Genomic DNA, 20,826 nt, shown 5'->3' with positions numbered 1-20,826 from the left:
CCATCAAGGCGGGGCACGCAGGGAACGCAGGCGCCCCACCACACCGGTGGGGAAGTAATAGACCGAGAGCACGAACAGCAGGCCCAGCCACAGCAGCCAGCGGTCGGGCGACAGGAGTGCGGCCAGCCAGGGAAGACCAGAGGCAGCCTCATGGGCAACGCCCAACAGGTCCTGCAGGTAGCTTTGCGCCACCACGAAGAGCACGGAGCCGACCACGGCACCATAGATCGTGCCCATGCCGCCGATCACGACGATGAGCAGGCAGTCCATCATGATCTCGAAGCTGAGCGACGTGTCCGGCCCGTTGTAGCGCAGCCAGAGGGCCAGCATGGCGCCCGCCGCACAGGCGAACAGCGCGGACAGCACGCTGGAGAGCGTGCGGTACACCACCACGCGATAGCCGATGGCCTCGGCACGGAACTCGTTCTCGCGGATGGCCTGCAGCACACGGCCAAAGGGCGAGTTCACGATGCGCAGCAGCGCCAGCACCAGCACCACAGCCGTGACGAACAGCAGGTAGTAGGTGATGAGGCGCCCGTCGATCAGCACCCCCAGCACCTCGTCCTCGAAGGGCTCGAAGCTGGGCGACAGCCACTCGGGCAGCTTGAAGGTCAGGCCGTCCTCGCCGCCCGTCCAGTCCGAGAGCTGCGAAGCCAGCGTCTGGAACGCCGCCGCCACGGCCAGCGTGATCATGGCGAAAAAGATGGCGCGCACGCGCAGCGAGAACAATCCGATCGCCAGCGCCAGCAGCAATGACAGCAGCAGCGCGCACCCCAGCCCCACGGCCAGCGCGCCCCATGTAGCACCCAGGCGGCTGGTGGCGATGGCGATGCCGTAGGCGCCGATGCCGAAGAACATGGTGTGCGCAAAGCTCACGATGCCCGTGTAGCCCAGCAGCAGGTCGAAGCTGGCGACCAGCACCACGAACACCAGCACCTTGGCCGCCACGTTGAGCGCCTTCACGCCCGCAAAGGCGAACGGCGCCACGGCGAGCCCCAGCAGGCAGGCCATGAGCAGCACAGCCAGCACCTTGCTGCGGGGATAGTCGCCAGAGAGGAGCCGGCTCAGCATCGACGCGCTCCTCAACGGTTGGCCACCGGGTACACGCCCTGCGGCCGCCACAGGAGGATGGCGACCATGAGCGCGATGTTGGAGAACAGCGCCACCTTCGGCAGCAGGAAGCCCGTGTAGTTCGCCATCAGGCCCACGAGCAGCGCACCGATCAGCGCACCACCCGTGCTGCCCAGTCCGCCAATGATGATCACGATGAAGATCAGCACGTTCACCTGGGCCCCCATCTGCGGCACCACGTTCTGCTGGTACAGCCCCCACATCACGCCGCCCAGCCCCACCAGCGCGCTGCCGGCCACGAACACGCCCACGAACAGCCGCCGCACGCCGTAGCCCAGGCTCTCGACCATCTCGCGGTCCTGCACGCCGGCGCGGATCAACAGGCCCAGCTTGGTGCGCGCAAGCGTCCACGCCAGCAGCGCGAACACCGCCAGCCCCACGCCAACGGCCAGCACGCGGTACTTTTCCACGGCCGCCTCCCCGACGAGCCACGCGCCCCGCATGGCCTCGGGCAACGGCAACGGAATCTGCTGTGGTCCCCAGATGACCTTGATCAGCTCCTCGCCGATGATCATCCCGCCCATGGTGATGAGGATCTGCTTGAGATGCTGGCCGTACACGGGGCGCACGATCAGGCGCTCGAACGCCAGGCCCACCGCGCCGGCCACCAGCATGGCGACGGCCATGGCGGGCAGCACGGCCACCAGGTTGCGCCACAGCGCGGCCGACCCAGTCCAGTCGCTCATCGCGCCCAGCATGCTGGTGGCGACAAACGCGCCCAGCGCGATGAACACGCCATGGCCGAAATTCAGCACGTCCATGAGCCCGAACACCAGCGTGAGGCCGGAGGCGATGATGAAGATGATCATGCCCATGGCCAGCCCCGCAACCGTGAGGGTGAGCCAGGTGCTGGCCGATCCGATGAATGGCAGCACCGCGATCGCCAGCAGCGGTACCAGCGCCAGGGGTGTCCAGTCGATGGCTATTGCGCCCCGCCCAGTCGCTTCACTTTTAATAGCTACTCGCGATTGCTGCACGGGCGCTACAGGCCAATTTTGTTCAGACCTGTTCATAGCGACAGCCCCAGCAGCGACTGCTGCAACGCCTCGTCCTCGGCTAGTGCGGCCATGGGGCCGGCATGCACCACCACCCCGTTGTCCATCACCGCCACCTGGTCGCCCAGGCGCTGGGCGAAGTGCAGGTTCTGCTCCACCAGCAAGATGGTGGTGCCGCTGGCCTTGAGCTGGGCGAAGGCGTCGATCATGTTGTTGACGATGGCGGGCGCCAGTCCCTTGCTGGGTTCATCCACGATGAGCAACTCGCGCGGCTCCACGATGGCGCGTGCCACGGCCACCATCTGCTTTTGCCCGCCGCTGAGCTTGCCCGCGGGGTGATTCCAGAACTTTTCCACGGCGGGAAAGAGCCGGAAGATCCACTCCAGCCGCGCGCCGTCCATCTGCGCCGCGGTGCGCGCGCCACGCGCGGCCAGCAACAGGTTTTCCTTCACCGTCAGGTCGGCAAAGATGCCCATGTTCTCGGGTACGTAGGCAATGCCCTGCTGGGCAATGCGCGGCGTCTCCCAGGCCGCGATGCCCTGGCCGCCGAAGGTGATGGTCCCGGCACTGGCGCGCCACAGACCCATGATGGTGCGCAGGGTCGTCGTCTTGCCCGCGCCGTTGCGCCCCAGCAGCAGCGTGAGCTGCCCGCGGGGCACGGCCAAATCAACGCCATGCAGGATGTGATATGCCCCGATGTGCGTGTGCACGCCGGACAGCTTCAGCAGCGGTGCGCTCATGCCTCAGCCTCCGCAGCCGACGCCGCCGTGCCCAGGTAGGCCTGCTGCACGATCGGCGACGCGATCACTGCGGCGGGCTCGCCGTCCGCGACGAGCACGCCGTTGTGCAGCACGATGATGCGGTCGGCCAGCTCGCGCACCACGTCCATCTTGTGCTCGACCAGCAGGATGGTCTTGGTCTTGTCTTTCTTGAGCGCGCGTATCAGGTCCAGGATCACGGGGGCCTCGTCATGGCCCATGCCAGCCGTGGGCTCGTCGAACATGTAGACCTGCGGGTCCAGCGCTATGAGCAGCGCCACCTCCAGCTTGCGCTGGTCCCCATGCGGCAGGCTGGCGACTGGCATGCCTTGCCGATCTGCCAAGGCCACGGCATGCAGGATGCCCTGCGCACGGGCGGTGAGTGCGGCGTGGTCGCTCCAGATGCTCCACAGGTTGAGGCCGCGCCGGTGCCGCCCCGGCTGCGCGGCCTGCACGGCCAGGCGCACGTTCTCCAGCACCGACAGGTGCGGAAACAGATTGGTGAGCTGGAACGCCCTGCCCAGGCCGGCGCGCGTGCGCGCAGAAGGCGGCAGACCCGTGAGGTCCTGGCCATGGAGCGACACGCGACCTGCCGTCGCCTTGAGCTGGCCCGAGATCAGGTTGAAGTACGTGGTCTTGCCCGCGCCATTGGGCCCCACGATGGCCGTGAGCGTGCCCTGCGCGAAGGCACAGGTCACGGCGTTCACCGCCACATGCCCGCCGAAGCGGATGGTCAGGTCCTGGGTGGCCAAGGCGCTCATGGGTGCGTACTTGTGTGCCGATGCCGCGGTCGGTGCGCGTCAGGGGCAGGTGCCGATCACGTAGTAATTGGTGGCCGTCTGCTTGAGCGTGGTGGTCACGAACACGTTCCACAGCCCCATGCTCTGGCCGGAGCCATTAGCGTAGGTGTAGCCGCCCTGCTGGTAGGCGCGCCCCGCTTGTGTGTGCGCATAGTTGCTGGCTGTGGTGCAGGTGCCAGGGGACTGCGTGGGCGCGAGCGTGGTGCCGCTCACGGCGTTCGACGCATCACCCTCTGCGCCGTTGGCGTCCACCGCACGCACCGCCCAGCTGTAGGTGGTGGAAGCGGTCAGCGCCGAGTCGGTATAGCTGGTGGCGTAGACGGTAAGGGCGTTGGCTTTGTTGCCGTTGCGGTAGACGTTGTAGCCGCTGGCGCCAGCCACGGCATTCCAGGCCAGGTTCATGCTTGTGGCGGTGGCGCCCGACAGGCTGAGGCCGGTGGGCGCCGGCAGGACCGGATCGGTAGGTGGCGTGGTGCCGCCGCCGTCGCCCGAACCTGCACCGGAAGCGATGCGATCCACCATGGCCTTGATCGCGGCCATCTGCGCGCCGCTCTTCTGCGCGAAATTGCCGCCGTACCAGCCGATCCAGTCCCAGCAGGCGTTCGGGTTGGCCAGCGATCCGCTCTTGGCGGTGCTGCGGCTGGTGTTGTCGATCCGGGTCTGCGGGAACAGCAGGATGATCTGGTTGGTGTCGGCCCAGCGGCTATAGCCGGTGTTCTTGACGAACTTGTCGCCGATCTTGTCGGTGCTCTGCTGGCAACCGTGCAGCACGACGTGCAGCTTGCACTGCGCGCCGCTGGCGCAGCTTGCGGGCAAGTACAGCCAGGCGTTGGCGGCCATGCCCGGGTTGCCTGCGGTATAGGCGCTTTGATCGAACTCGATGTAGTTGGCTGCCGCAGGGGCGTTGTTGCGCGCATTCAGCGCGCCATAGAAATGTGAGAGCACCGCTCCCGCGCCGTCATAACCGCAGTTGCTGATGAAGGGCGAGGTGCTGCTGCTGCATGCGTTGTTGCCCGTGCTGTCAAAGTCGGTGGGCAGCACATGCGCGGTCCCGCTGCGCTTGACGTACGTGATGTTGCCCGCGGGCACCCCATTGTTGAGGTACTGGGTCTGCAGCGCATCGGTCAGGTTGGGCCCCACGGTGTAGTCGCTGGTGCCCGTGAAGATGTAGATCTTCTGAGCGGCAATGCCGGACTTGCCATCGATGGTGCCGTTGGCGCTGTAGCTGTCGATGCTGCCCTGCATCGCGCCCTGCTGGCTGGCGCTGATGCTGGCGTTGTACATGCAGGCCGTGTAGTTGTTGTGGCCCGCGCACATGTATGGCCCCGCGGCAAAGACGCCCACGCCCATGAAGGTGGACGAGTACGCATTGCCAAGCTGGTTGGCCATGAAGCCGCCTGAGGACAGCCCTGAAACGCTGATCTTGCCCGTGTCGATGTTGTACTGGCCCAGCGGCGCCGCCGCCTGCGCCATGCCGGCGGATGCCAACGCAGCAGCGAGCAGAAAACGATGGAATGGCATGCTTTTGTCTCCTGTCAAAGGGGCGCGGTGTGCGCAAGTCCGCCCCGTGTGGCCCGGGGTTCATCGAGGAATACAAACGACGTGTGGGCGGCCGGGCGAGGCTTCGCCGGCGCGCCTTGCACGGTGGGCGATCAGCGCTTGTTGCGGATCGGTACCTGCATCTCTTGCGGCTTGATCTCGCGCACCAGTTCGGGTACGCCCCACGCAAACGCCGGGTCGTTCTTGATGCGGAAGTGGTACATGCTCTGCATGGCTTGGTGGTCTTCCTTGCGGAAGGTCATGGTGCCCTTCGGCGTATCGAAGCTCATGCCCTCCATCGCCTTGATGAGCGTATTGGTCTTCGTGTCGCCACCGGTCTTCTTCAGCGCCGTCACGATCGCCATGGCGGCCGAGAAACCACCGGCCGTGAAGAAGTCTGGCGGCGTCTTGAACTGCTTGTAGTGCATGGCCACCAGGGCCTCGTTCACCGGGTTCTTCGGGATGCCGAAGTAGTAATACGTGGCGCCTTCCATGCCCGGCATGCCCTTGAACGCCGCCATCGCGGGCAGGATGTTGCCGCCCGTGGCAATCTCGATGCCGTAGCGCTTGAGATCCATGTCGTTGATCTTGAACGGGTTGCCCGCCCCGGCCCACAGCACCCAGATCACCTTCTTGCCCGGCTGGTCCTTGAGCCGGTCAATCAGGCGCTGCGCGCCCGCGGTGAAGTCGGTGGTGGCCGCGGGCAGGTATTCCTCATGCACCAGCTTGGCTGTCTTGATGGCGTCCTTGAACGCCTTGACACCGTCGCGGCCAAAGGCGTTGTCCTGCGCCAGGGTGGCGATGAGGGTGCCGGGCTTGTCGATGGCGACGGCGTTGCCGATCGCGTCCTGGCTGGAATTGCGGCCCGTGCGGAAGATGTACTTGTTCCACTTGTCACCGGTGATCGAGTCCGCCACCGCGGGCTCGACCAGCAGGATCTTCTTGTATTCCTCCGCCACCGGCAGCATGGCCAACGCCACACCCGAGGCGCTGGGGCCCACCGCCAGGTCCGCCTTATCGTCGGAATACGCCGTGGCCAGCTGGCTCTTGCCCAGGTCTGGCTTGCCCTGGTCATCCTTCTCGATCACCACGAGCTTCTTGCCCGCCACCGCCATGGTCCCACCAGTGGCGTAATCCAGTCCCATCATCAACCCTGCCTGCGTCTGCTTGCCATAGGCTTCGAGCGGCCCGGTCTTGCTATAGACATGGGCGATGCGAATCTCGGACTGGGCCAGCGCCAACGGCGCGGTCAGAGCGGCCGCCAGGGCTGCGGCCAGGCCGCCGGCCCGCGCCGCAAGGCTGCGATGGTGCATGCGTGTCTCCTCTTTTGGGTATGACAAACACATTGCACGCACCATGCCAGGGCGCAAGTGGCTCGACATGGTCGTCGGACAGATCACCGGACGTCACTTCGGCGACATTTTCTGCGAATTTCCAGCCATCACGGCTTTTTTGACTAATTTACAGACAAATTAAATGCCTTAATTTCAGACATTTGTCTATTTATTTATCAGGGTTGGCCAGGGGCTGCCCCATCCGTTCGTAGAGCGTGGCACGGGAGATGCCCAGGTGCCGCGCCGTGGCGAGCTTGTTGCCCCCATGCAATGACAGCGCTGCAGCTATGGCGCGGCGCTCCAGCTCTGCCACCTGCACGGCCAATGGGCGCAGCAGCGCCGCGCCATCGTCGCCGGTAGAAACCCCGCCCGCATCGGGTGTGGGCGCTGCGGGTTCGACGCCGCTTTCGCGCAGCACCTGACGCAATTGCTCCGCATCGACGGTCAGCGTTTCGCTGCGCATGGCAGCCTGCTCCAGTACGTTGCGCAGTTCGCGGATGTTTCCGCGCCATGCCTGCGCGCCCAGCAGGGCCAGTGCATCGGGCAGCAGCTCGGGCGGGGCGATGCCATTGCGCAGAGCCAAGTCGTCGGCCAGTGCCTCCACCAGGGCCGGAATGTCGGCACGCCGCTCCCGCAGCGGTGGCACGCGGATGGGCAGCACATGCAGGCGATAGAAGAGGTCTTCGCGGAACAGGCCGTCGCGCACCAGCGCGGCCAAGTCGCGCGAAGTGGCGGCTACCACGCGCACGTCGAACGGCACGAGCTGGTTGGAACCCAGGGGCTCGATTTCACCTTCCTGCAGGGCGCGCAGCAGCTTGGCCTGCAGATTGGAGGGCATGTCACCGATCTCGTCGAGGAACAACGTGCCCCCGTCGGCCAGCTTGAATTTGCCCTCCCGACCCCGCACGCTGGCACCGGTGTAGGCACCGGGGGCTACACCGAAGAACTCTGCCTCCAGCAATGTGTCGGGCACGGCGGCGATATTGACGCTCACGAAGGGACCTTGTGACCGCGTGGAAGCCGCGTGGATGGCATGGGCCAGCAGCTCCTTGCCCGTGCCGGTTTCGCCCAACAGCAACACCGGACTCTGGGACTGGGCCGCGCGGCGCGCCTGGCGCTTCACCTCGGTGGCTGCGGGGCTGGCACCCACGAAGCTGGCGAACGTGTGCTTGGCACGACGCACCCCCGGGCCAGCCACGGGCAGCCGGCTGCGCTGCGCGGCCAGTTCGCGCCGCGCATCGTCCAACTCGCGCTGGAGTTGAGCAAACTTGGCAATCAGCGGCTGCAGCGTGGTTTCCGGATGGTCGAACAACACGATGCCAATGGCGCCAATCACGCGCCCATCATCCCCATGCAGGGGAATGCGGCTGACCACGAACGTGCCGGCCTTGTTCGTCAGCAGGTCCACCAGGACGGGCTGGCCCGTCTCCAGCACCTGGCGCATCTGGGTGTTGGGAATCACCTCCTCCACCATGCGGCCCACGAAGTCATGGACCGAATGCACGCCCAGGTCGGGCAGGAAGCGGCGGTAGCCCTCGTTGACCCACACGATGCGCCCGCTCAGGTCCACGAGGAACATGCCCTGGCTCATGGTGGAAAAGAGCTGGAACATGGAGCGCGCAGCCAGTTCCAGGATGCCCTGCGCATCCAGCGGCAAGGGCGAGGCGTCGGTATGCAGGGGCATGGTCGGATGGTAACGCCGGCGTTCGACGCGCATTGCAAATTAATAAGAACCATTCTCAACATAGAGCTATACTCCGCGCCTGTGCAAGCGTGCTCTCTGGTGGGGAGGTCCCGGGGGCGGCCGTCCCCCGGGCGCTGGCCGCGCTGCGCTCGCGCGGCGGTACCCGGCGCACTCTGTTTAGGGCGATGAACGAGGCAGCGGTGTGCATCAATCAATAAACGCCAATCACTCTCGTTCTTATGCCCTTTAACGTCAGCGCACAGCTTCTGCACGCCCTTAACGCCCACCGCTGTTGACCGGCCCAACTATGAACGACACCCGCCTTTCCCCGTCCACCCCGCGGCCTCCCGCGCCATCGCGGCCCTCCCTCTGGCTCTGGCCGTGCGTGCTGGGCGTGCTCACCGCCAGCGGCTTGCTGAGCGCACTGGTGTCCGACCACTGGGGCGACCGCTGGTCATGGTTCGCGCTTGGCCTGCCCGTTGCCGTGATGACCTGGTGCGCGCTGGTCCCGCGCGCCAAGCCCTCCGCCGCCCTTGACTCTGTTTCCTCCCGCCCATCACAACCATGAACCGCCCCACCCCTTTAGCCCTGGCCATCTTTGTCGCGCTGCAGTCCATGGCGCATGCGCAGGGCACGCCATCCGCGCCTGAACTCCCCACCGTTGAGGTCAACGCCAGCGCCGACGCGTCGGCCCAGGGCCTGTCGCCGGCCTATGCGGGCGGCCAGGTGGCGCGCGGCGGGCGCGTCGGCATCCTGGGGACGCGCGACCCGCAGGAGACGCCCTTCAGCATCACCGCGTACACCAACGAACTCATCCAGGACAAGCAGGCCCGCAGCGTGGGCGAAGTGCTGCAAAACGACTCTGGCGTGCGCATGGCGCGGGGCTTCGGCAACTTCCAGGAGGCGTATTTCATCCGCGGCTTTGTGGTCGGCTCCGACGACGTGGCCTACAACGGCCTGTACAGCCTGCTGCCGCGCCAGTACATCGCCACCGAACTGTTCGAGCGCGTCGAGGTCCTGCGGGGCGCCGCCACCTTCCTCACGGGGGCGGCGCCCTTCGGGGGCGGCGCGGGGGGCACCATCAACCTGCTGCCCAAGCGCGCGCCGAACGAGCCCCTGTCCCGCGTGACGCTGGGCACCGGGTCGGGAGGTTACGGGCACGCTGCGCTCGACCTGGCGCTCCGCTTCGGCCCCGAGGGCAGCACCGGCATCCGCGTGAATGCCGCGCTGCGCGATGGCGATACCGCCATTGATCACGAGGAAAGCCGCCTGGGCCTGCTTTCGGTGGGGCTGGACTGGCGCAGCCGCAACGTACGCCTGTCGGGGGACATCGGCTGGCAGGACAACAAGCTCAAGGGTACGCGCAGCAACGTGACACTAGGCCCCCTGGCCACCAGCATCCCCGCCGCGCCCGATGCCAAGGCCAACTTCTCCCAGCCCTGGTCGTATTCCAACGAGCGCGACCTCTTCGGTACGCTGCGCGGCGAAGTCGACCTCACTCCCGACATCACCGCCTGGGGTGCCTGGGGCATGCGCCGCAGCAAGGAGGCCAATTCGCTGGCGAACCTGAGGGTAACCAACTCCGACACCGGCGCGGGCAGCGTCTACCGCTTCGACAACACACGCAAGGACCGCGTGAACACGGGCGAGCTGGGCGTGCGCGGCAAGCTGCGCACCGGCAGCGTGGGACACGAATGGGTGGCTTCCGCCTCGTATTTCGACTTCGAGAAGGACAACGCCTATGTGATGGATTACGGCAACACGCTGCCCGCCAACCTGTATGGCTACACCCCCTATGCCGCTCCCGCATTCAGCGCCGGCGCGCTGCATGGCGGCGACCTGGCAAACCCCAACCTCACGGGGCGCACGCGCCTGGTCAGCTTTGCCCTGGGCGATACGCTGGCCTTCATGGACGACACGCTGCTGCTCACCGTGGGCGCGCGCCACCAGAGCATCAAGGTCCAGGACTACGCCTACGGAACCTCGGCACCGCTGGGCAGCTACGACAAGAGTCGCATCAGCCCCGCGGCCGGGGTGGTGTTCAAGGCCAGCTCCCGCCTGTCGCTGTACGCCAACTACATCGAGAGCCTGAGCCAAGGCGAAACGGCCCCGGCCACGGCCAACGGCGTTCCGGTCGTCAACCACGGGCAGCAGCTCGCGCCCTACGTTTCCAAACAGAAGGAAATCGGCGTCAAGTACGACGCGGGCCGCATCGGCGGCTCGGTGGCACTCTTCAGCACCACGCGCCCGCGCGCGCTGGTGAATGCCGACAACGTCTTCACCGCCGCCGGCGAAGACCGCCACCAGGGTATGGAGTTCAACGTCTATGGCGAAGCCGCACGCGGCCTGCGCCTGCTGGGTGGCGCCACCTGGCTGCAGGCCAAGCAGCGCGCCACGGGCACCGCCGCGCTGGATGGCAACCGCGTGATCGGCGTGCCGCGCCTGCAGGCCAATGCCGGAGTGGAATAGGATGGGCCGGGCGTGCGGGGCCTCGCCCTGGATACGCGCGTGGTCCACACCGGCGCGAGCTACGCCGACGATGCCAACACCCTGCGCCTGCCCGCCTGGACGCGCCTGGACCTGGGCGTGCGCTATCTGACCGAGGTCGGCGGCCGGCTGCTGACACTGCGCGCCCGCGTGGACAACGCCACCAACCGCAACTACTGGGCCTCGGCGGGCGGCTACCCCGGATCAGGCTACCTGGTGGTAGGCGCACCGCGCACCTTCACGCTGAGCGCCAGCGTGGATTTCTGACCCCCTACGAACGCACCAACGCCATGCTGACACCCAACACCCTCAAGACCTGGACCTGGCTGCACAAGTGGAGCAGCCTCGTCTGCACGGTCTTCATGCTGCTGCTGTGCCTGACCGGCCTGCCGCTGATCTTTCACCACGAGATCGGGCACCTGCTCGGCACCGAGGTGGAGGCCCCCGCCATGCCGGCGGACACACCCCGCGCCAGCCTGGACCGCATCCTGGCGGTGGCCCAGGCGCAGCACCCGGACCGCGTGGTGCAGTACGCCTCGCAGCCCGATGACAGCACCGACCTGTGGTTTGTGACGCTCACGCCCACGCCGGCTCCCACGGACGACTTCCGCTCCGTGGCCGTGGACGCGCGCACGGCCGAAGTGCTGGCCCAGCCGCGCTTCGACGAGGGCTTCATGTGGGTCATGCTCAAGCTCCACGTAGACCTGTTCGCGGGCCTGCCGGGCAAGCTGTTCCTCGGGTTCATGGGCCTGCTGCTGGTGGTCGCCATCATCAGCGGCGTGGTGCTCTACGCGCCCTTCATGCGCAAGCTGCAGTTCGGCGAGGTGCGCCGCGACCGCTCCACGCGCGTGAAATGGCTGGACCTGCACAACCTGCTGGGCATCGTGACGCTGGTGTGGGCCTGCGTGGTCGGCGCCACGGGTGTGGTCAACACCTGGGCCGACCTGATCGTCAAGTACTGGCAGCACGACGAGCTGACCGCGCTGCTGGCGCCCTACCAGGGCCAGCCGCTGACGCCCGTCGCCGAGCGCGGCTCCCTGCAGCAGTCACTGGACGCAGCGCTGGCCCAGGCGCCGGGCACGCGGCTGTCGTTCATTGCGTTCCCGGGCACGGCCTTCTCCAGCCCGCACCACAACACCTTCTTCCTGCGCGGTGATGCGCCGCTCACCTCGCGCCTGCTCGAGCCCGTGCTGGTCGACGCGCGCACCGCCAAGGTCACCGCCGCGCCGGAGCTACCGTGGTACCTGACGGCCCTGCTGGTGTCGCAGCCGCTGCACTTTGGCGACTACGCGGGCATGCCCATGCAGATCCTCTGGGCCGTGCTCGACATCGCCACCATCATCGTGCTGGGCAGCGGCCTGTACCTGTGGGTGGCGCGACGCCGCACGCAGCCGCAGGGCGCGGCCGCTGCGGCCCGGCAGGAAGGCCCCGGCAGCGGGCCTGCACCCCAGCCAGGCCCGGTGGCGGCCCGGGTGCTGCGCTAAGGCCGCGCGCGCGCCGGCGCGGGTAGCGCCGACGCGCAGCGCTCCATCAACTCACATCGTCCACGCTCTGGCGCGCATGGGCCAGGTTGCGCTCGGCCCAGCGGCGCAGCACGCGCGGCACGATGAGCACGGCCAGCACGATCACCAGCAGCGTCACGGCCATGGGGCGCTGCAGGAAGATCATCCAGCTGCCCTCGCCGATGGAAATCGCGTTGCGCAGCTGCGCCTCGGCCAGCGGCCCGAGGATCATGCCCACCACCACGGGCGCCGTAGGGAAGTCGAAGCGCCGCATCAGCACGCCCAGCAAGCCGATGCCGTACAGCAGGAACAGGTCGAACGTGCTCTGGCGCATGCCGTAGGCGCCCACCGTGGCAAAGATCAGGATGCCGGCGTAGAGCTGCGGGCGCGGAATCTTCAGCAGCTTCACCCACAGCCCCACCATGGGCAGGTTCAGCACCAGCAGCATGATGTTGCCGATGTACAGCGACGCGATCAGCGCCCACACCAGCGTGGCCGATGTGGTGAACAGCTGCGGGCCGGGGTTCAGCCCATAGTTCTGGAAGGCCCCCAGCAGCACGGCCGTGGTGTTGCTGGTCGGGATGCCCAGTGTCAGCAGCGGGATGAGCGCCGCGGTCACCGTGGCGTTGTTGGCCGCCTCGGGGCCCGCAACCCCCTCGATCGCGCCGCGGGTGCCGAACTCGGCCTTGTCCTCGCCCTTGGCCAGACGCTTTTCGGTCGCGTAGCTCAAGAAGGTGGGAATCTCCGTCCCCCCCGCCGGGATGCAGCCGAAGGGCGTGCCGATCACGGTACCGCGCAGCCATGCGGGAATGGACCGGCGCCAGTCGCGCCGCGTCATGTGCACACGACCCATCTGGTTCTGCGACTCTTGCACCCGGCCCTCGTACAGCGCCGCATACAGCACCTCGGCCACGGCGAACAGACCCACGGCCACCAGCACGATGTCGATGCCGTCCAGCAGCTCCATCTTGCCCACGGTGTAGCGGGCGGCCCCCGAGATCTGGTCCATACCCACGCAGCCCAGCGCCAGGCCCAGGAACAGCGCCGTCATGCCGCGCAGACTGCTCTGGCCCAGCACCGCGCTCACCGTGGTGAAGGCCAGCACCATCAGCATGAAGTACTCGGGCGGGCCGAGCTTGACCGCGAACTCGGCCACGCCCGGCGCGAACAGCGTCACCACCACCGTGGCGATGGTGCCGGCGACGAACGAGCCGATGGCCGACGTGGCCAGCGCCGCGCCCGCGCGCCCGCTCTTGGCCATCTTGTTGCCTTCCATTGCCGTGACCATGCTGGCGGTCTCGCCCGGCGTGTTCAGCAGGATGGACGCCGTGGAGCCGCCATACATGGCGCCGTAATAGATGCCCGCGAAGAAGATCATCGAGGCGGTCATGTCCACCTTGGCCGTGATGGGCAGCAGCATGGCTACCGCCACCGCCGGCCCGATGCCCGGCAGCACACCCACGGCCGTTCCCAGCGCGCAGCCCACCAGAGCCCACAGCAGGTTCGCCGGCGTGATCGCCGTGGCAAAGCCTGCGAGCAATGCGTCAAAGATTTCCATAGCACTCAATCCCCGGTTTGAACGCGGCCTGCGCCGGCGCCATCGAAGCAGCCAAAGTCAGCATGCATGTGCACTCTCCCGCGCCCTGGCCTACAGCCACCCGGTGGCGGTCAGGCCCGGCAGGTTGATCGCCAGGAACTGCGTGAACAGCCAGAACACCGGCGCGGCGATGGCCAGCCCGGTCGCTACATCCACGGCCAGCACGCGCGGCGACAGCAGGCCCGTCTGCCCGCCCGCGCGGCGCAGCCCCTGCACGGCCAGCGCATAGCACAGCGTGCAGCCCACGATGAAGCCCAGCTCCACGATCAGCGCCGCATTCAGCAGAAGCCCCGCCGACACCCAGGCAAAGGGCCCCCACGCCGCGTGCGGCGCGCCGCCCGGGTCGGCCGCTTGGCGGTAGCCGCCCGTGGCAGCCTCCCAGATCAGCCAGCCGCCGCACACAGCCAACACCAGGGCGCAGGCCCACGGTAGAAAGTTGGGGCCCACGCCGCCATAGCCGGCGTTGCCCGGGATCTCCAGCGCGCCCCAGGCCATGGCCGCGGCCACCAGGATGACGCCGGCGCCCACGGCGGCCTGCCAGCCGGGTGAAGGCACGGCGCTTGTGGGTGGAATGGAGGGAGGGGAAGAGGAAAGCTCAGACATGGCTGCGACCTCCGGGGAGACGCCGCACCGCGGCGGCGCAGGTTTCAAACAAAAAAACGGCCCTAGCGCTTATCCATCAAGCGCTGACAGCTCTCAAAAGAGGAGCGCCACAGCACACTGCGGCGCCGCCGGGCTTAGGGCCTGTTCACACTATTTTTGCCAGTGCGAATGGCGTGAAAACCGCGCCAATCTAGGCGCGTGACGACGCCAAGGCCGGGGCCTTGGCTAGGAGGGCAACGACGAATGGCGCGGTTTTCACTCCGTTCCCTCCGGGTTGCGATCAAAAAGGGCCATTCGCGGCGTTGCCAAGCCTCGCTGGGGTAGCACCCCAGCTTCGTTTGGCGCCTTGCGCCTGGCCCTTTTTGATCGCAACGCATCTGGCAAAAATAGTGTGAACAGGCCCTAGACCATGCCCGACTTCACCATGGTGGCCCGCAGGCTGGCGAACTCGCTGTCCACGAAGTTGGCAAAGTCGTCGCCGGCCAGCCACGCGGGCGTCCAGCCGTTCTTCTCCAGCGCCTCGGCCCACGCCTTGCTCTTGACGGCCTTCTCCACCATTGCCACCAGCGCCTTGCGCTGCTCGGCCGTGATGCCGGGCGCGCCGTACACACCGCGCCAGTTGCCGATCTCGACGTTGATGCCCTGCTCCCTGAGCGTGGGCACGTTCACGCCCTTCAGGCGCTGGCCCGAGGTCACGCCGATGGGCTTCATCTTGCCCGCGGCGATGTACTCGGAGAACTCGCTGTAGCCGCTGCCGCCCACGGTGACGTTGCCGCCCAGGATGGCCGCTGTCGCCTCCCCGCCCCCACGGAAAGCCACGTAGTTGATGCGCGCCGGGTCCACCCCCACTTCACGGGCGATCATGGCCGCCGCGATGTGCTCGGTGGAGCCGCGCGAGCCGCCGCCCCACTTCACGCTGCCGGGGTCCTTCTTGAGCTGCGCCACCACCTCAGCCATGCTCTTGAAGGGCGAGTTGGCGGGCAGCACGAAGACGTTGTATTCGCTGGTCAGCCGCGCGATCGGCGTGGCCTGGCTCAGGTTGACCGGCGGCTTGCCGGTGATGATGCCGCCCAGCATCACGGCGCCCATCACCATCAGCGCGTTCGGGTCGCCCTTGGAGCCGTTCACGAACTGCGCCAGGCCGATGGCGCCGGCCGCGCCGCCCTTGTTGTCATAGGTCACGCTGGAAGCCAGGCCCGCATCCTGCAGGGCCTTGCCCAGGGCGCGGCCCGTGGTGTCCCAACCGCCGCCGGGGTTGGCGGGCAGCATCATCTTGACGGCCACGGCGGCCTGGGCCGACAGCGGCAGGCTGCCCGCGGCGGCCAGTGCCGCCAGCGACTTCAGAAAGGTATCGCGACGCATGTTGTCTCCTTGCTTGTTAGAAAAAGGGAACGCTGACCGGCGCGATGATGCGCGCGCAAGCTGTCAAACGGCTGTCCACGGCACCAGGGTTAACACCGAGATCTGCGCGCCAACCGCCACCCGCCGCAAACGCGTTCTAATCCGCGGATGCAACTGCTTCTCGTCGAAGACGACGCCACCATGCAGGCCACGCTGCAGCGCTCGTTGGCGCGCCGCGGCATGGCCGTTACCGCCCTTGCGGACGGGCGCGCCGCGCTGGCCGAATGGCGCGCGCACCCGCCCGACGCCGTGGTGCTGGACCTCACCCTGCCCGGCCTGGACGGCCTGCAGGTACTGCAACAGGCACGCGCCGGCGGCCTGCGCACCCCCGTGCTGCTGCTGACCGCGCGCGGCACCGTGGGCGACCGTGTGCTGGGCCTGAACGCGGGGGCCGACGACTACCTGCCCAAACCTTTTGACCTGGACGAGCTGGAGGCCCGGCTGCGCGCCCTGCTGCGCCGCAGCGGCGATGCGGCAGATGACAAACAGGCCTCCAACGCTCTGGTGATGGGCGCCTTGCGCTATGAAAAAGAAAGCGGTGCCATCTATCTGCACGATGCGCCCATGGACCTCACCCCGCGGGAGTTGGCGCTGCTGCGCACCCTGCTGGCCCAGCCGGGGCGCGCAGTCGCCAAGGAGCGGCTGTATGAACTGGTCTTCCCCGGCCAGAGCGAGGTGCAATACGAGGCCATCGAAGTGGTGGTGTACCGCGTGCGCAAAAAACTCGCAGGCACCGGCGTGGCCCTGATGACGCTGCGCGGCCTGGGCTATCTACTCAAGCCAGAGACATGAAACAGCCCGTGAGTCGCTGCGCGCCTTCCCCCTCCAGGCGGGCGATGCCGCAGGCCCGGCCGGGCCCGCTGCGCGGCGCGCGCTGGCATGGTTTGCGCCACCGCCACCGGACAAGAGCGGGCGCGCCTGTGCGCCAGGCTCCCCACCACGCGCAACGCAGCCGGGTGGTGGCATGACGCGCCCGCAGTCGCTGCGCCGCCAATTGCTCGTGGGCATCCTGCTGCCCACGCTGCTCTTCGTGGGCGTGAACACCTACAGCCTGCACCGCCAGGCGCTGGCCGCCCTGCACACGGCCTATGACCGCACGCTGCTGGCTTCGGCCAAGACCATCAGCGAGCAGCTGGACGTGCGCGGCTGGGACGACATGGCCGAACTGCGCGCCATCGTGCCCTACGCGGCGCTGGAGGCCTTCGAGGCCGACAACCAGAGCCGCATGTTCTACCGCGTGTCCAACCTGCGCGGCGACTTGATTTCCGGCTTTGCCGAACTACCCGCCTGGCACGGCACCATCCCGCAGCGCCCGCCCTATGCGGCGCTCGTGGACTTCTATGACGACCGTTTTCGCGATCAGCCCGTGCGCGTGGCCGTGCTGCTGCAGCCCGTGGCCAGCAGCGAGGGCCGCGGCATGGCCGTGATCCAGGTGGCGGAAACACTGGAGCTGCGCGAAGCGGCGGCCCTGCAGATCCTGCACACCACGCTGGCACGCCAGGCGCTGCTGCTGGCGCTCATCGCCGGCATCGTGGTGCTGGTGGTGCAGCGCGCCACGCAACCGGTGCGCCAGCTGAGCAGCGACCTGCAGGCCCGTACCGAAGGCGACCTGGCCCCCCTTGCCGCCCCCGCCGCGCCGCGCGAGTTGCAGCCGCTGATCGACGCCACCAACGCGGTCATGCAGCGCCTGTCGCGCCTGCTCGCCCACCAGCAGCGCTTCGTGCGCGACGCGTCACACCAGCTGCGCACGCCGCTGGCCGTGCTCAAGACGCAGGTGCAGTCCGCCCTGCGCGGCGACCTGCCGCCCACGCAGGCGCTGCGGGAGATTGGAGACACCGTGGACCGCGCCACGCAGCTGGCCAACCAGATGCTGGCGCTGGCCAAAGTGGAGCAGCTGCGCCAGCAGGGCGAGGTGCCCGTGACGCGGCTGGACACAGTGCTGCGCGAGATGGCGCTGGAACTGTCGCCGCTGATCGCACAGGGCGACCTGGACTTCGGCATCACCACCGACGCCGCGCCCATCCACGCGCACGAGTGGATGCTGCGCGAGCTGTGCCGCAACTTGCTGCACAACGCCATACGCCATGCGCCGCCCGGCACGGAACTTGCCGTCACGCTGCACCGCGAGGACGGTGAGGCGGTCCTCACCCTGGCCGACGCCGGCCCCGGCATCGACGACGAACTGGCGGCGCGGCTGTTCCAACCGTTTTCGGCCGGCGACGTGCGCACGGGTTCGGGCCTGGGCTTGGCGATTTGCCAGGAGATCGTGCACGCGCTGGGCGGCAGCATCACCCTCGCCAATCGCCAGGCGGACGGCCGCGTGCTGGGCCTGGACGCCGTGGTGCGGCTGCCACTGGCCGACGCCTGAACCGTTTTTCACGGACGCCGCCCCAGGCAAAATCACGCCGATGACGACACCACCCGATGCAATGCGCCTGGACAAATGGCTGTGGTGCGCGCGCTTCTACAAGACCCGCAGCCTCGCCGTGGAAGAGATCGGCAAAGGCCGCGTAACCGTCAACGGCCAGGCGGCCAAAGCCGCGCGTGAACTGCGCGCGGGCGACACCGTCGCGCTGCGCCAGGGCGCGGTAGCCCGCACGGTCGTGGTGCGCGCCTTGAGCAACTTCCGCGGCCCGGCGCCCGTGGCGCAGCAGCTCTATGAGGAAACGCCCGAGAGCCTCGCCGCGCGCGCACAGGCCGCCGAAGCGCGCCGCCTGGCGCCCGAGCCGGCCGCCGCGCTGCGCGAGGGCCGCCCCACCAAGCGCGACCGCCGCTCCATGGACCACCTGCGCCATGACTGGGACCACCGCTGGAGCGCCTCCATCGACGATTGAGATGGGCATGGCTTGGGCACAGCGCCGCAGCCTGTGGCAGCCAACCGCCAAAGCCCCACGACGCGAAAGCACAGCGCGCCCACACGGGCCGTGCGCGCTATGCCCGAAGCGCTATGCCCGAAGCGCTATGCCCGAAGCGCCATGCCCAAAGCGCTATGCCCAAAGATCAGGCCGCCAGGCGTTCATCCTGCGCCGCGTCATGCCATGCGTCACCCTCTCCCGCCAGCAGTACCAGGTCCTGCGCGGGCCGGTCACACGGCGATGCGCGAAAGCGCACGGCAATGTCCGCGGCCGCGGGCGAGAAGAACAGCACCACGCGGTCCTCGGCCGCATCGAAGTGCGAGAACAGCGCCCGCCCCGTGCCGGGCTGCGCCATGAGGAACCTTGCCATGAAAACCTGCTGAATCTGCCGCAGGGGCTCGAAGGCCTGTTGCTCGTTGCCCAGTTGCAGCGTGTACCAATGGCTCACATCCCACCTCGTTTGCCGAAAAAAGATGCACGCATGGTAGACACGCCCGCTGCGGCGGGGCGGTTCGCCAGGGGCGCATCACGGTGTAGGACACAGCCGGCCTGACGGCGTTGCGCCGGCGCCTGGTCCCGCGCTGTCAGGCGCCCTTGGCCGCCCCGCTGACCCGGTATGGCGTAAAGCCCGCCATGTCCTCGTTCACCTCCAGCGGCCGGCCCACCGGCGGAAATGCGCGCTGCGGGCATGCGGTGCGCTCGCACACCTTGCAGCCCATGCCGATGGGCACCGGCGCCTCGGGGTCGGCCAGGTCCAGCCCGCGCGCATAGACCAGTTGGCCCGCGTGCTGCACGTCGCAGCCCAGCGCCACCGAGAAGGTCTTGCCCGGCGCGCCCCAACCGCCGGTGCTGCGCGTGACGGTGCGCGCGATCCACAGGTACACGCGCCCGTCGGGCATGCGCGCCAGCTGCCGCACGATGCGCCCGGGCTGGGCAAAGGCCTCGTACACGTTCCACAGCGGGCAGGTGCCGCCGATCTTGCTGAAGTGAAAGTGCGTGGCCGACTGGCGCTTGCTGATGTTGCCCGCCCGGTCCACGCGGATGAAGAAGAACGGCACGCCGCGCGCGCCGGGGCGCTGCAGGGTGGACAGGCGGTGGCACACCGTCTCGAAGCCCACGCCCCAGTGCTGGCCCAGGCGCTCGATGTCGTAGTGCAGCGCCTCGGCCGTCCGCAAGAAGGCGCCGTAGGGCAGCAGCAGCGCGCCCGCGAAGTAGTTGGCCAGGCCGATGCGCGCCAGCGTGCGCGCCGCCTCGCCCGACAGCGCCGCGCCCTCCACGCTGTGCTGCAGCAGGTGCGGCACTTCCAGAAAGGCCAGTTGCGTCGCCATCTGGAAAGCGCGCTGCGCGCCCTGCAGCGTGGGCGACAGGTACAGCACGCGTGCGGTGGCATCGAAGCGCCGCTGCACGGCGGCGCCCTCGCCTGCCTCGTCGCCGTCGCCGCCCTGCAGCAGCGCCACACGCACACCGTGGGCCTGCTCCAGTCGCGCCTGCAGCGCGGCGCCGGCCGCGCCAGGCACCAGCCGCCACTGGGCGGCCAGGTGCTCGGCCGCGTCATCCAGCTCGGCGATGTGGTTGTGGCGCGCGAAGAAGAAGTCGCGCACCTCCTCATACGCCATGGGCGGGGTCTGCGCCGTGCTGGCCGCGCCGCCGCGCTCGTCGCCATAGTGCGCGGCCAGCGCCTCCAGGCGCTCGCGCGCCTCGGCGCGGCCGCGGTGCAGCGCCAGCAGCACGCGCGCCACGGCGGGCATGTTGGCGGCCAGCTCGCGCACCTCGGCCAGCGAGACGGCATCGGCCGGCGCGCCGGGCGGCAGGTCGGCCAGCACGTCGCGCAACCCGGCGATCAGGCGCGCCTCGTCGCCCTCTGAAAAGTGCTGCACGTCCACGCCGAACACCGCGTTGATCTTGAGCAGCACCGGCACCGTCAGCGGGCGCTGGTTCTGCTCGATCTGGTTCAGGTAGCTGGCGGAAATCTCCAGCGCCCGCGCCAGCGCCACCTGGGTCAGGCCCCTCTCCTCGCGCAGGCGGCGCAAGCGCACACCCATGAAGGTTTTTTTCATTCCAATCTTTCGCAAACTTTGCAAAACACCCCGCAAACCTTCGCAATCTTTCGCCAATTCAGGGCTTACAGGGGGCATCCATT

At 68.0% G+C, this 20,826-nt stretch carries 17 protein-coding genes and 1 pseudogene; 6 read left to right on the top strand and 12 right to left on the bottom strand.

The genetic code is table 11. The features are described 5' to 3' along the window. Positions 1-3 precede the first annotated feature (3 nt). From MRB47_RS08825 to MRB47_RS08795, 7 genes are all read right to left on the bottom strand, one after another. The gene (locus MRB47_RS08825) at positions 4-1,071 is read right to left on the bottom strand and encodes a branched-chain amino acid ABC transporter permease (RefSeq protein WP_252102476.1); all 1,068 of its coding nucleotides are present in this window, start codon (positions 1,069-1,071) and stop codon (positions 4-6) included. An 11-nt stretch (positions 1,072-1,082) separates the two neighbouring features. Then, positions 1,083-2,144 carry a branched-chain amino acid ABC transporter permease gene (locus tag MRB47_RS08820; protein WP_252102475.1) on the bottom strand — a complete coding sequence of 354 codons (1,062 nt, stop codon included), beginning with the start codon at positions 2,142-2,144 and terminating at the stop codon, positions 1,083-1,085. Continuing rightward, positions 2,141-2,866: an ABC transporter ATP-binding protein gene (locus MRB47_RS08815; RefSeq protein ID WP_252102474.1), complete on the bottom strand. Its 726-nt coding sequence runs from the start codon at positions 2,864-2,866 to the stop codon at positions 2,141-2,143. Before MRB47_RS08815 ends, MRB47_RS08820 begins: the two co-directional genes overlap by 4 nt. After that, positions 2,863-3,645: an ABC transporter ATP-binding protein gene (locus MRB47_RS08810; RefSeq protein ID WP_252102473.1), complete on the bottom strand. Its 783-nt coding sequence runs from the start codon at positions 3,643-3,645 to the stop codon at positions 2,863-2,865. The genes MRB47_RS08815 and MRB47_RS08810 overlap by 4 nt, the downstream gene beginning before the upstream one ends. 39 nt (positions 3,646-3,684) lie before the next feature. Beyond that, positions 3,685-5,205, bottom strand: a complete 1,521-nt coding sequence (locus MRB47_RS08805) for a fibronectin type III domain-containing protein (protein WP_252102472.1) — start codon at positions 5,203-5,205, stop codon at positions 3,685-3,687. Between the two features lie 131 nt (positions 5,206-5,336). Further along, positions 5,337-6,536, bottom strand: a complete 1,200-nt coding sequence (locus MRB47_RS08800) for a substrate-binding domain-containing protein (protein ID WP_252102471.1) — start codon at positions 6,534-6,536, stop codon at positions 5,337-5,339. Positions 6,537-6,726: 190 nt separating this feature from the next. Continuing rightward, positions 6,727-8,241, bottom strand: a complete 1,515-nt coding sequence (locus tag MRB47_RS08795; RefSeq protein WP_252102470.1) for a sigma-54 interaction domain-containing protein — start codon at positions 8,239-8,241, stop codon at positions 6,727-6,729. Between the two features lie 307 nt (positions 8,242-8,548). Between MRB47_RS08795 and MRB47_RS08790 the strand changes: the two genes are divergently transcribed. The 3 genes and pseudogenes from MRB47_RS08790 (at position 8,549) to MRB47_RS08780 (ending at position 12,212) form a co-directional block, all read left to right on the top strand. After that, on the top strand, positions 8,549-8,809 hold the full coding sequence (locus tag MRB47_RS08790; RefSeq protein ID WP_252102469.1) for a hypothetical protein: 261 nt from the start codon (positions 8,549-8,551) through the stop codon (positions 8,807-8,809). Next, a pseudogene (locus tag MRB47_RS08785) lies at positions 8,806-10,995 on the top strand (TonB-dependent receptor). Before MRB47_RS08790 ends, MRB47_RS08785 begins: the two are co-directional and overlap by 4 nt. A 23-nt stretch (positions 10,996-11,018) precedes the next feature. Continuing rightward, the gene (locus MRB47_RS08780; protein ID WP_252102468.1) at positions 11,019-12,212 is read left to right on the top strand and encodes a PepSY-associated TM helix domain-containing protein; all 1,194 of its coding nucleotides are present in this window, start codon (positions 11,019-11,021) and stop codon (positions 12,210-12,212) included. A 46-nt stretch (positions 12,213-12,258) separates the two neighbouring features. On the opposite strand, the gene MRB47_RS08775 is transcribed toward MRB47_RS08780, so the two are convergent. The 3 genes from MRB47_RS08775 to MRB47_RS08765 all read right to left on the bottom strand — a co-directional run bounded on the left by MRB47_RS08775 (position 12,259) and on the right by MRB47_RS08765 (position 15,792). Next, positions 12,259-13,788 (bottom strand): tripartite tricarboxylate transporter permease, encoded by a 1,530-nt coding sequence (locus MRB47_RS08775; protein ID WP_252102467.1) that lies wholly within the window; start codon positions 13,786-13,788, stop codon positions 12,259-12,261. A gap of 90 nt (positions 13,789-13,878) precedes the next feature. Beyond that, on the bottom strand, positions 13,879-14,430 hold the full coding sequence (locus tag MRB47_RS08770; protein ID WP_252102466.1) for a tripartite tricarboxylate transporter TctB family protein: 552 nt from the start codon (positions 14,428-14,430) through the stop codon (positions 13,879-13,881). 402 nt (positions 14,431-14,832) lie between these two features. Then, positions 14,833-15,792, bottom strand: coding sequence for a Bug family tripartite tricarboxylate transporter substrate binding protein (locus MRB47_RS08765; protein ID WP_252102465.1), 960 nt, complete (start codon positions 15,790-15,792; stop codon positions 14,833-14,835). A gap of 147 nt (positions 15,793-15,939) precedes the next feature. On the opposite strand from MRB47_RS08765, the gene MRB47_RS08760 reads away from it, so the two are divergent. The 3 genes from MRB47_RS08760 to MRB47_RS08750 all read left to right on the top strand — a co-directional run bounded on the left by MRB47_RS08760 (position 15,940) and on the right by MRB47_RS08750 (position 18,665). After that, entirely contained in the window at positions 15,940-16,623 is a 684-nt protein-coding gene (locus MRB47_RS08760; protein WP_123675668.1) for a response regulator, read from the top strand. Positions 16,624-16,795: 172 nt separating this feature from the next. After that, positions 16,796-18,199: a sensor histidine kinase gene (locus MRB47_RS08755; protein WP_252102464.1), complete on the top strand. Its 1,404-nt coding sequence runs from the start codon at positions 16,796-16,798 to the stop codon at positions 18,197-18,199. Positions 18,200-18,239: 40 nt separating this feature from the next. Continuing rightward, positions 18,240-18,665, top strand: coding sequence for an RNA-binding S4 domain-containing protein (locus MRB47_RS08750; RefSeq protein ID WP_252102463.1), 426 nt, complete (start codon positions 18,240-18,242; stop codon positions 18,663-18,665). A gap of 166 nt (positions 18,666-18,831) precedes the next feature. Here MRB47_RS08750 and MRB47_RS08745 read toward each other — a convergent pair whose 3' ends face one another. Both MRB47_RS08745 and MRB47_RS08740 read right to left on the bottom strand, forming a co-directional pair. Continuing rightward, complete coding sequence (locus tag MRB47_RS08745; protein ID WP_011804910.1) at positions 18,832-19,134, bottom strand: hypothetical protein; 303 nt, start codon at positions 19,132-19,134, stop codon at positions 18,832-18,834. A 136-nt stretch (positions 19,135-19,270) separates the two neighbouring features. Further along, positions 19,271-20,743: a short-chain fatty acyl-CoA regulator family protein gene (locus tag MRB47_RS08740; protein WP_252102462.1), complete on the bottom strand. Its 1,473-nt coding sequence runs from the start codon at positions 20,741-20,743 to the stop codon at positions 19,271-19,273. Positions 20,744-20,826: the final 83 nt, after the last annotated feature.

The organism is Diaphorobacter sp. LI3 (assembly GCF_022807955.1).
Classification (GTDB): Bacteria; Pseudomonadota; Gammaproteobacteria; order Burkholderiales; family Burkholderiaceae_C; genus Diaphorobacter; species Diaphorobacter nitroreducens.
This window is presented reverse-complemented; position numbering and strand designations above follow the sequence as displayed.

Coding starts and splice junctions, on each gene's coding strand:
- MRB47_RS08825 (WP_252102476.1), bottom strand. CDS start 1,071: ATGCTGAGCCGGCTCCTCTCTGGCGACTATCCCCGCAGCAAGGTGCTG.
- MRB47_RS08800 (WP_252102471.1), bottom strand. CDS start 6,536: ATGCACCATCGCAGCCTTGCGGCGCGGGCCGGCGGCCTGGCCGCAGCC.
- MRB47_RS08770 (WP_252102466.1), bottom strand. CDS start 14,430: ATGTCTGAGCTTTCCTCTTCCCCTCCCTCCATTCCACCCACAAGCGCC.
- MRB47_RS08815 (WP_252102474.1), bottom strand. CDS start 2,866: ATGAGCGCACCGCTGCTGAAGCTGTCCGGCGTGCACACGCACATCGGG.
- MRB47_RS08795 (WP_252102470.1), bottom strand. CDS start 8,241: ATGCCCCTGCATACCGACGCCTCGCCCTTGCCGCTGGATGCGCAGGGC.
- MRB47_RS08760 (WP_123675668.1), top strand. CDS start 15,940: ATGCAACTGCTTCTCGTCGAAGACGACGCCACCATGCAGGCCACGCTG.
- MRB47_RS08775 (WP_252102467.1), bottom strand. CDS start 13,788: ATGGAAATCTTTGACGCATTGCTCGCAGGCTTTGCCACGGCGATCACG.
- MRB47_RS08810 (WP_252102473.1), bottom strand. CDS start 3,645: ATGAGCGCCTTGGCCACCCAGGACCTGACCATCCGCTTCGGCGGGCAT.
- MRB47_RS08750 (WP_252102463.1), top strand. CDS start 18,240: ATGACGACACCACCCGATGCAATGCGCCTGGACAAATGGCTGTGGTGC.
- MRB47_RS08765 (WP_252102465.1), bottom strand. CDS start 15,792: ATGCGTCGCGATACCTTTCTGAAGTCGCTGGCGGCACTGGCCGCCGCG.
- MRB47_RS08780 (WP_252102468.1), top strand. CDS start 11,019: ATGCTGACACCCAACACCCTCAAGACCTGGACCTGGCTGCACAAGTGG.
- MRB47_RS08805 (WP_252102472.1), bottom strand. CDS start 5,205: ATGCCATTCCATCGTTTTCTGCTCGCTGCTGCGTTGGCATCCGCCGGC.
- MRB47_RS08755 (WP_252102464.1), top strand. CDS start 16,796: ATGACGCGCCCGCAGTCGCTGCGCCGCCAATTGCTCGTGGGCATCCTG.
- MRB47_RS08820 (WP_252102475.1), bottom strand. CDS start 2,144: ATGAACAGGTCTGAACAAAATTGGCCTGTAGCGCCCGTGCAGCAATCG.
- MRB47_RS08740 (WP_252102462.1), bottom strand. CDS start 20,743: ATGAAAAAAACCTTCATGGGTGTGCGCTTGCGCCGCCTGCGCGAGGAG.
- MRB47_RS08790 (WP_252102469.1), top strand. CDS start 8,549: ATGAACGACACCCGCCTTTCCCCGTCCACCCCGCGGCCTCCCGCGCCA.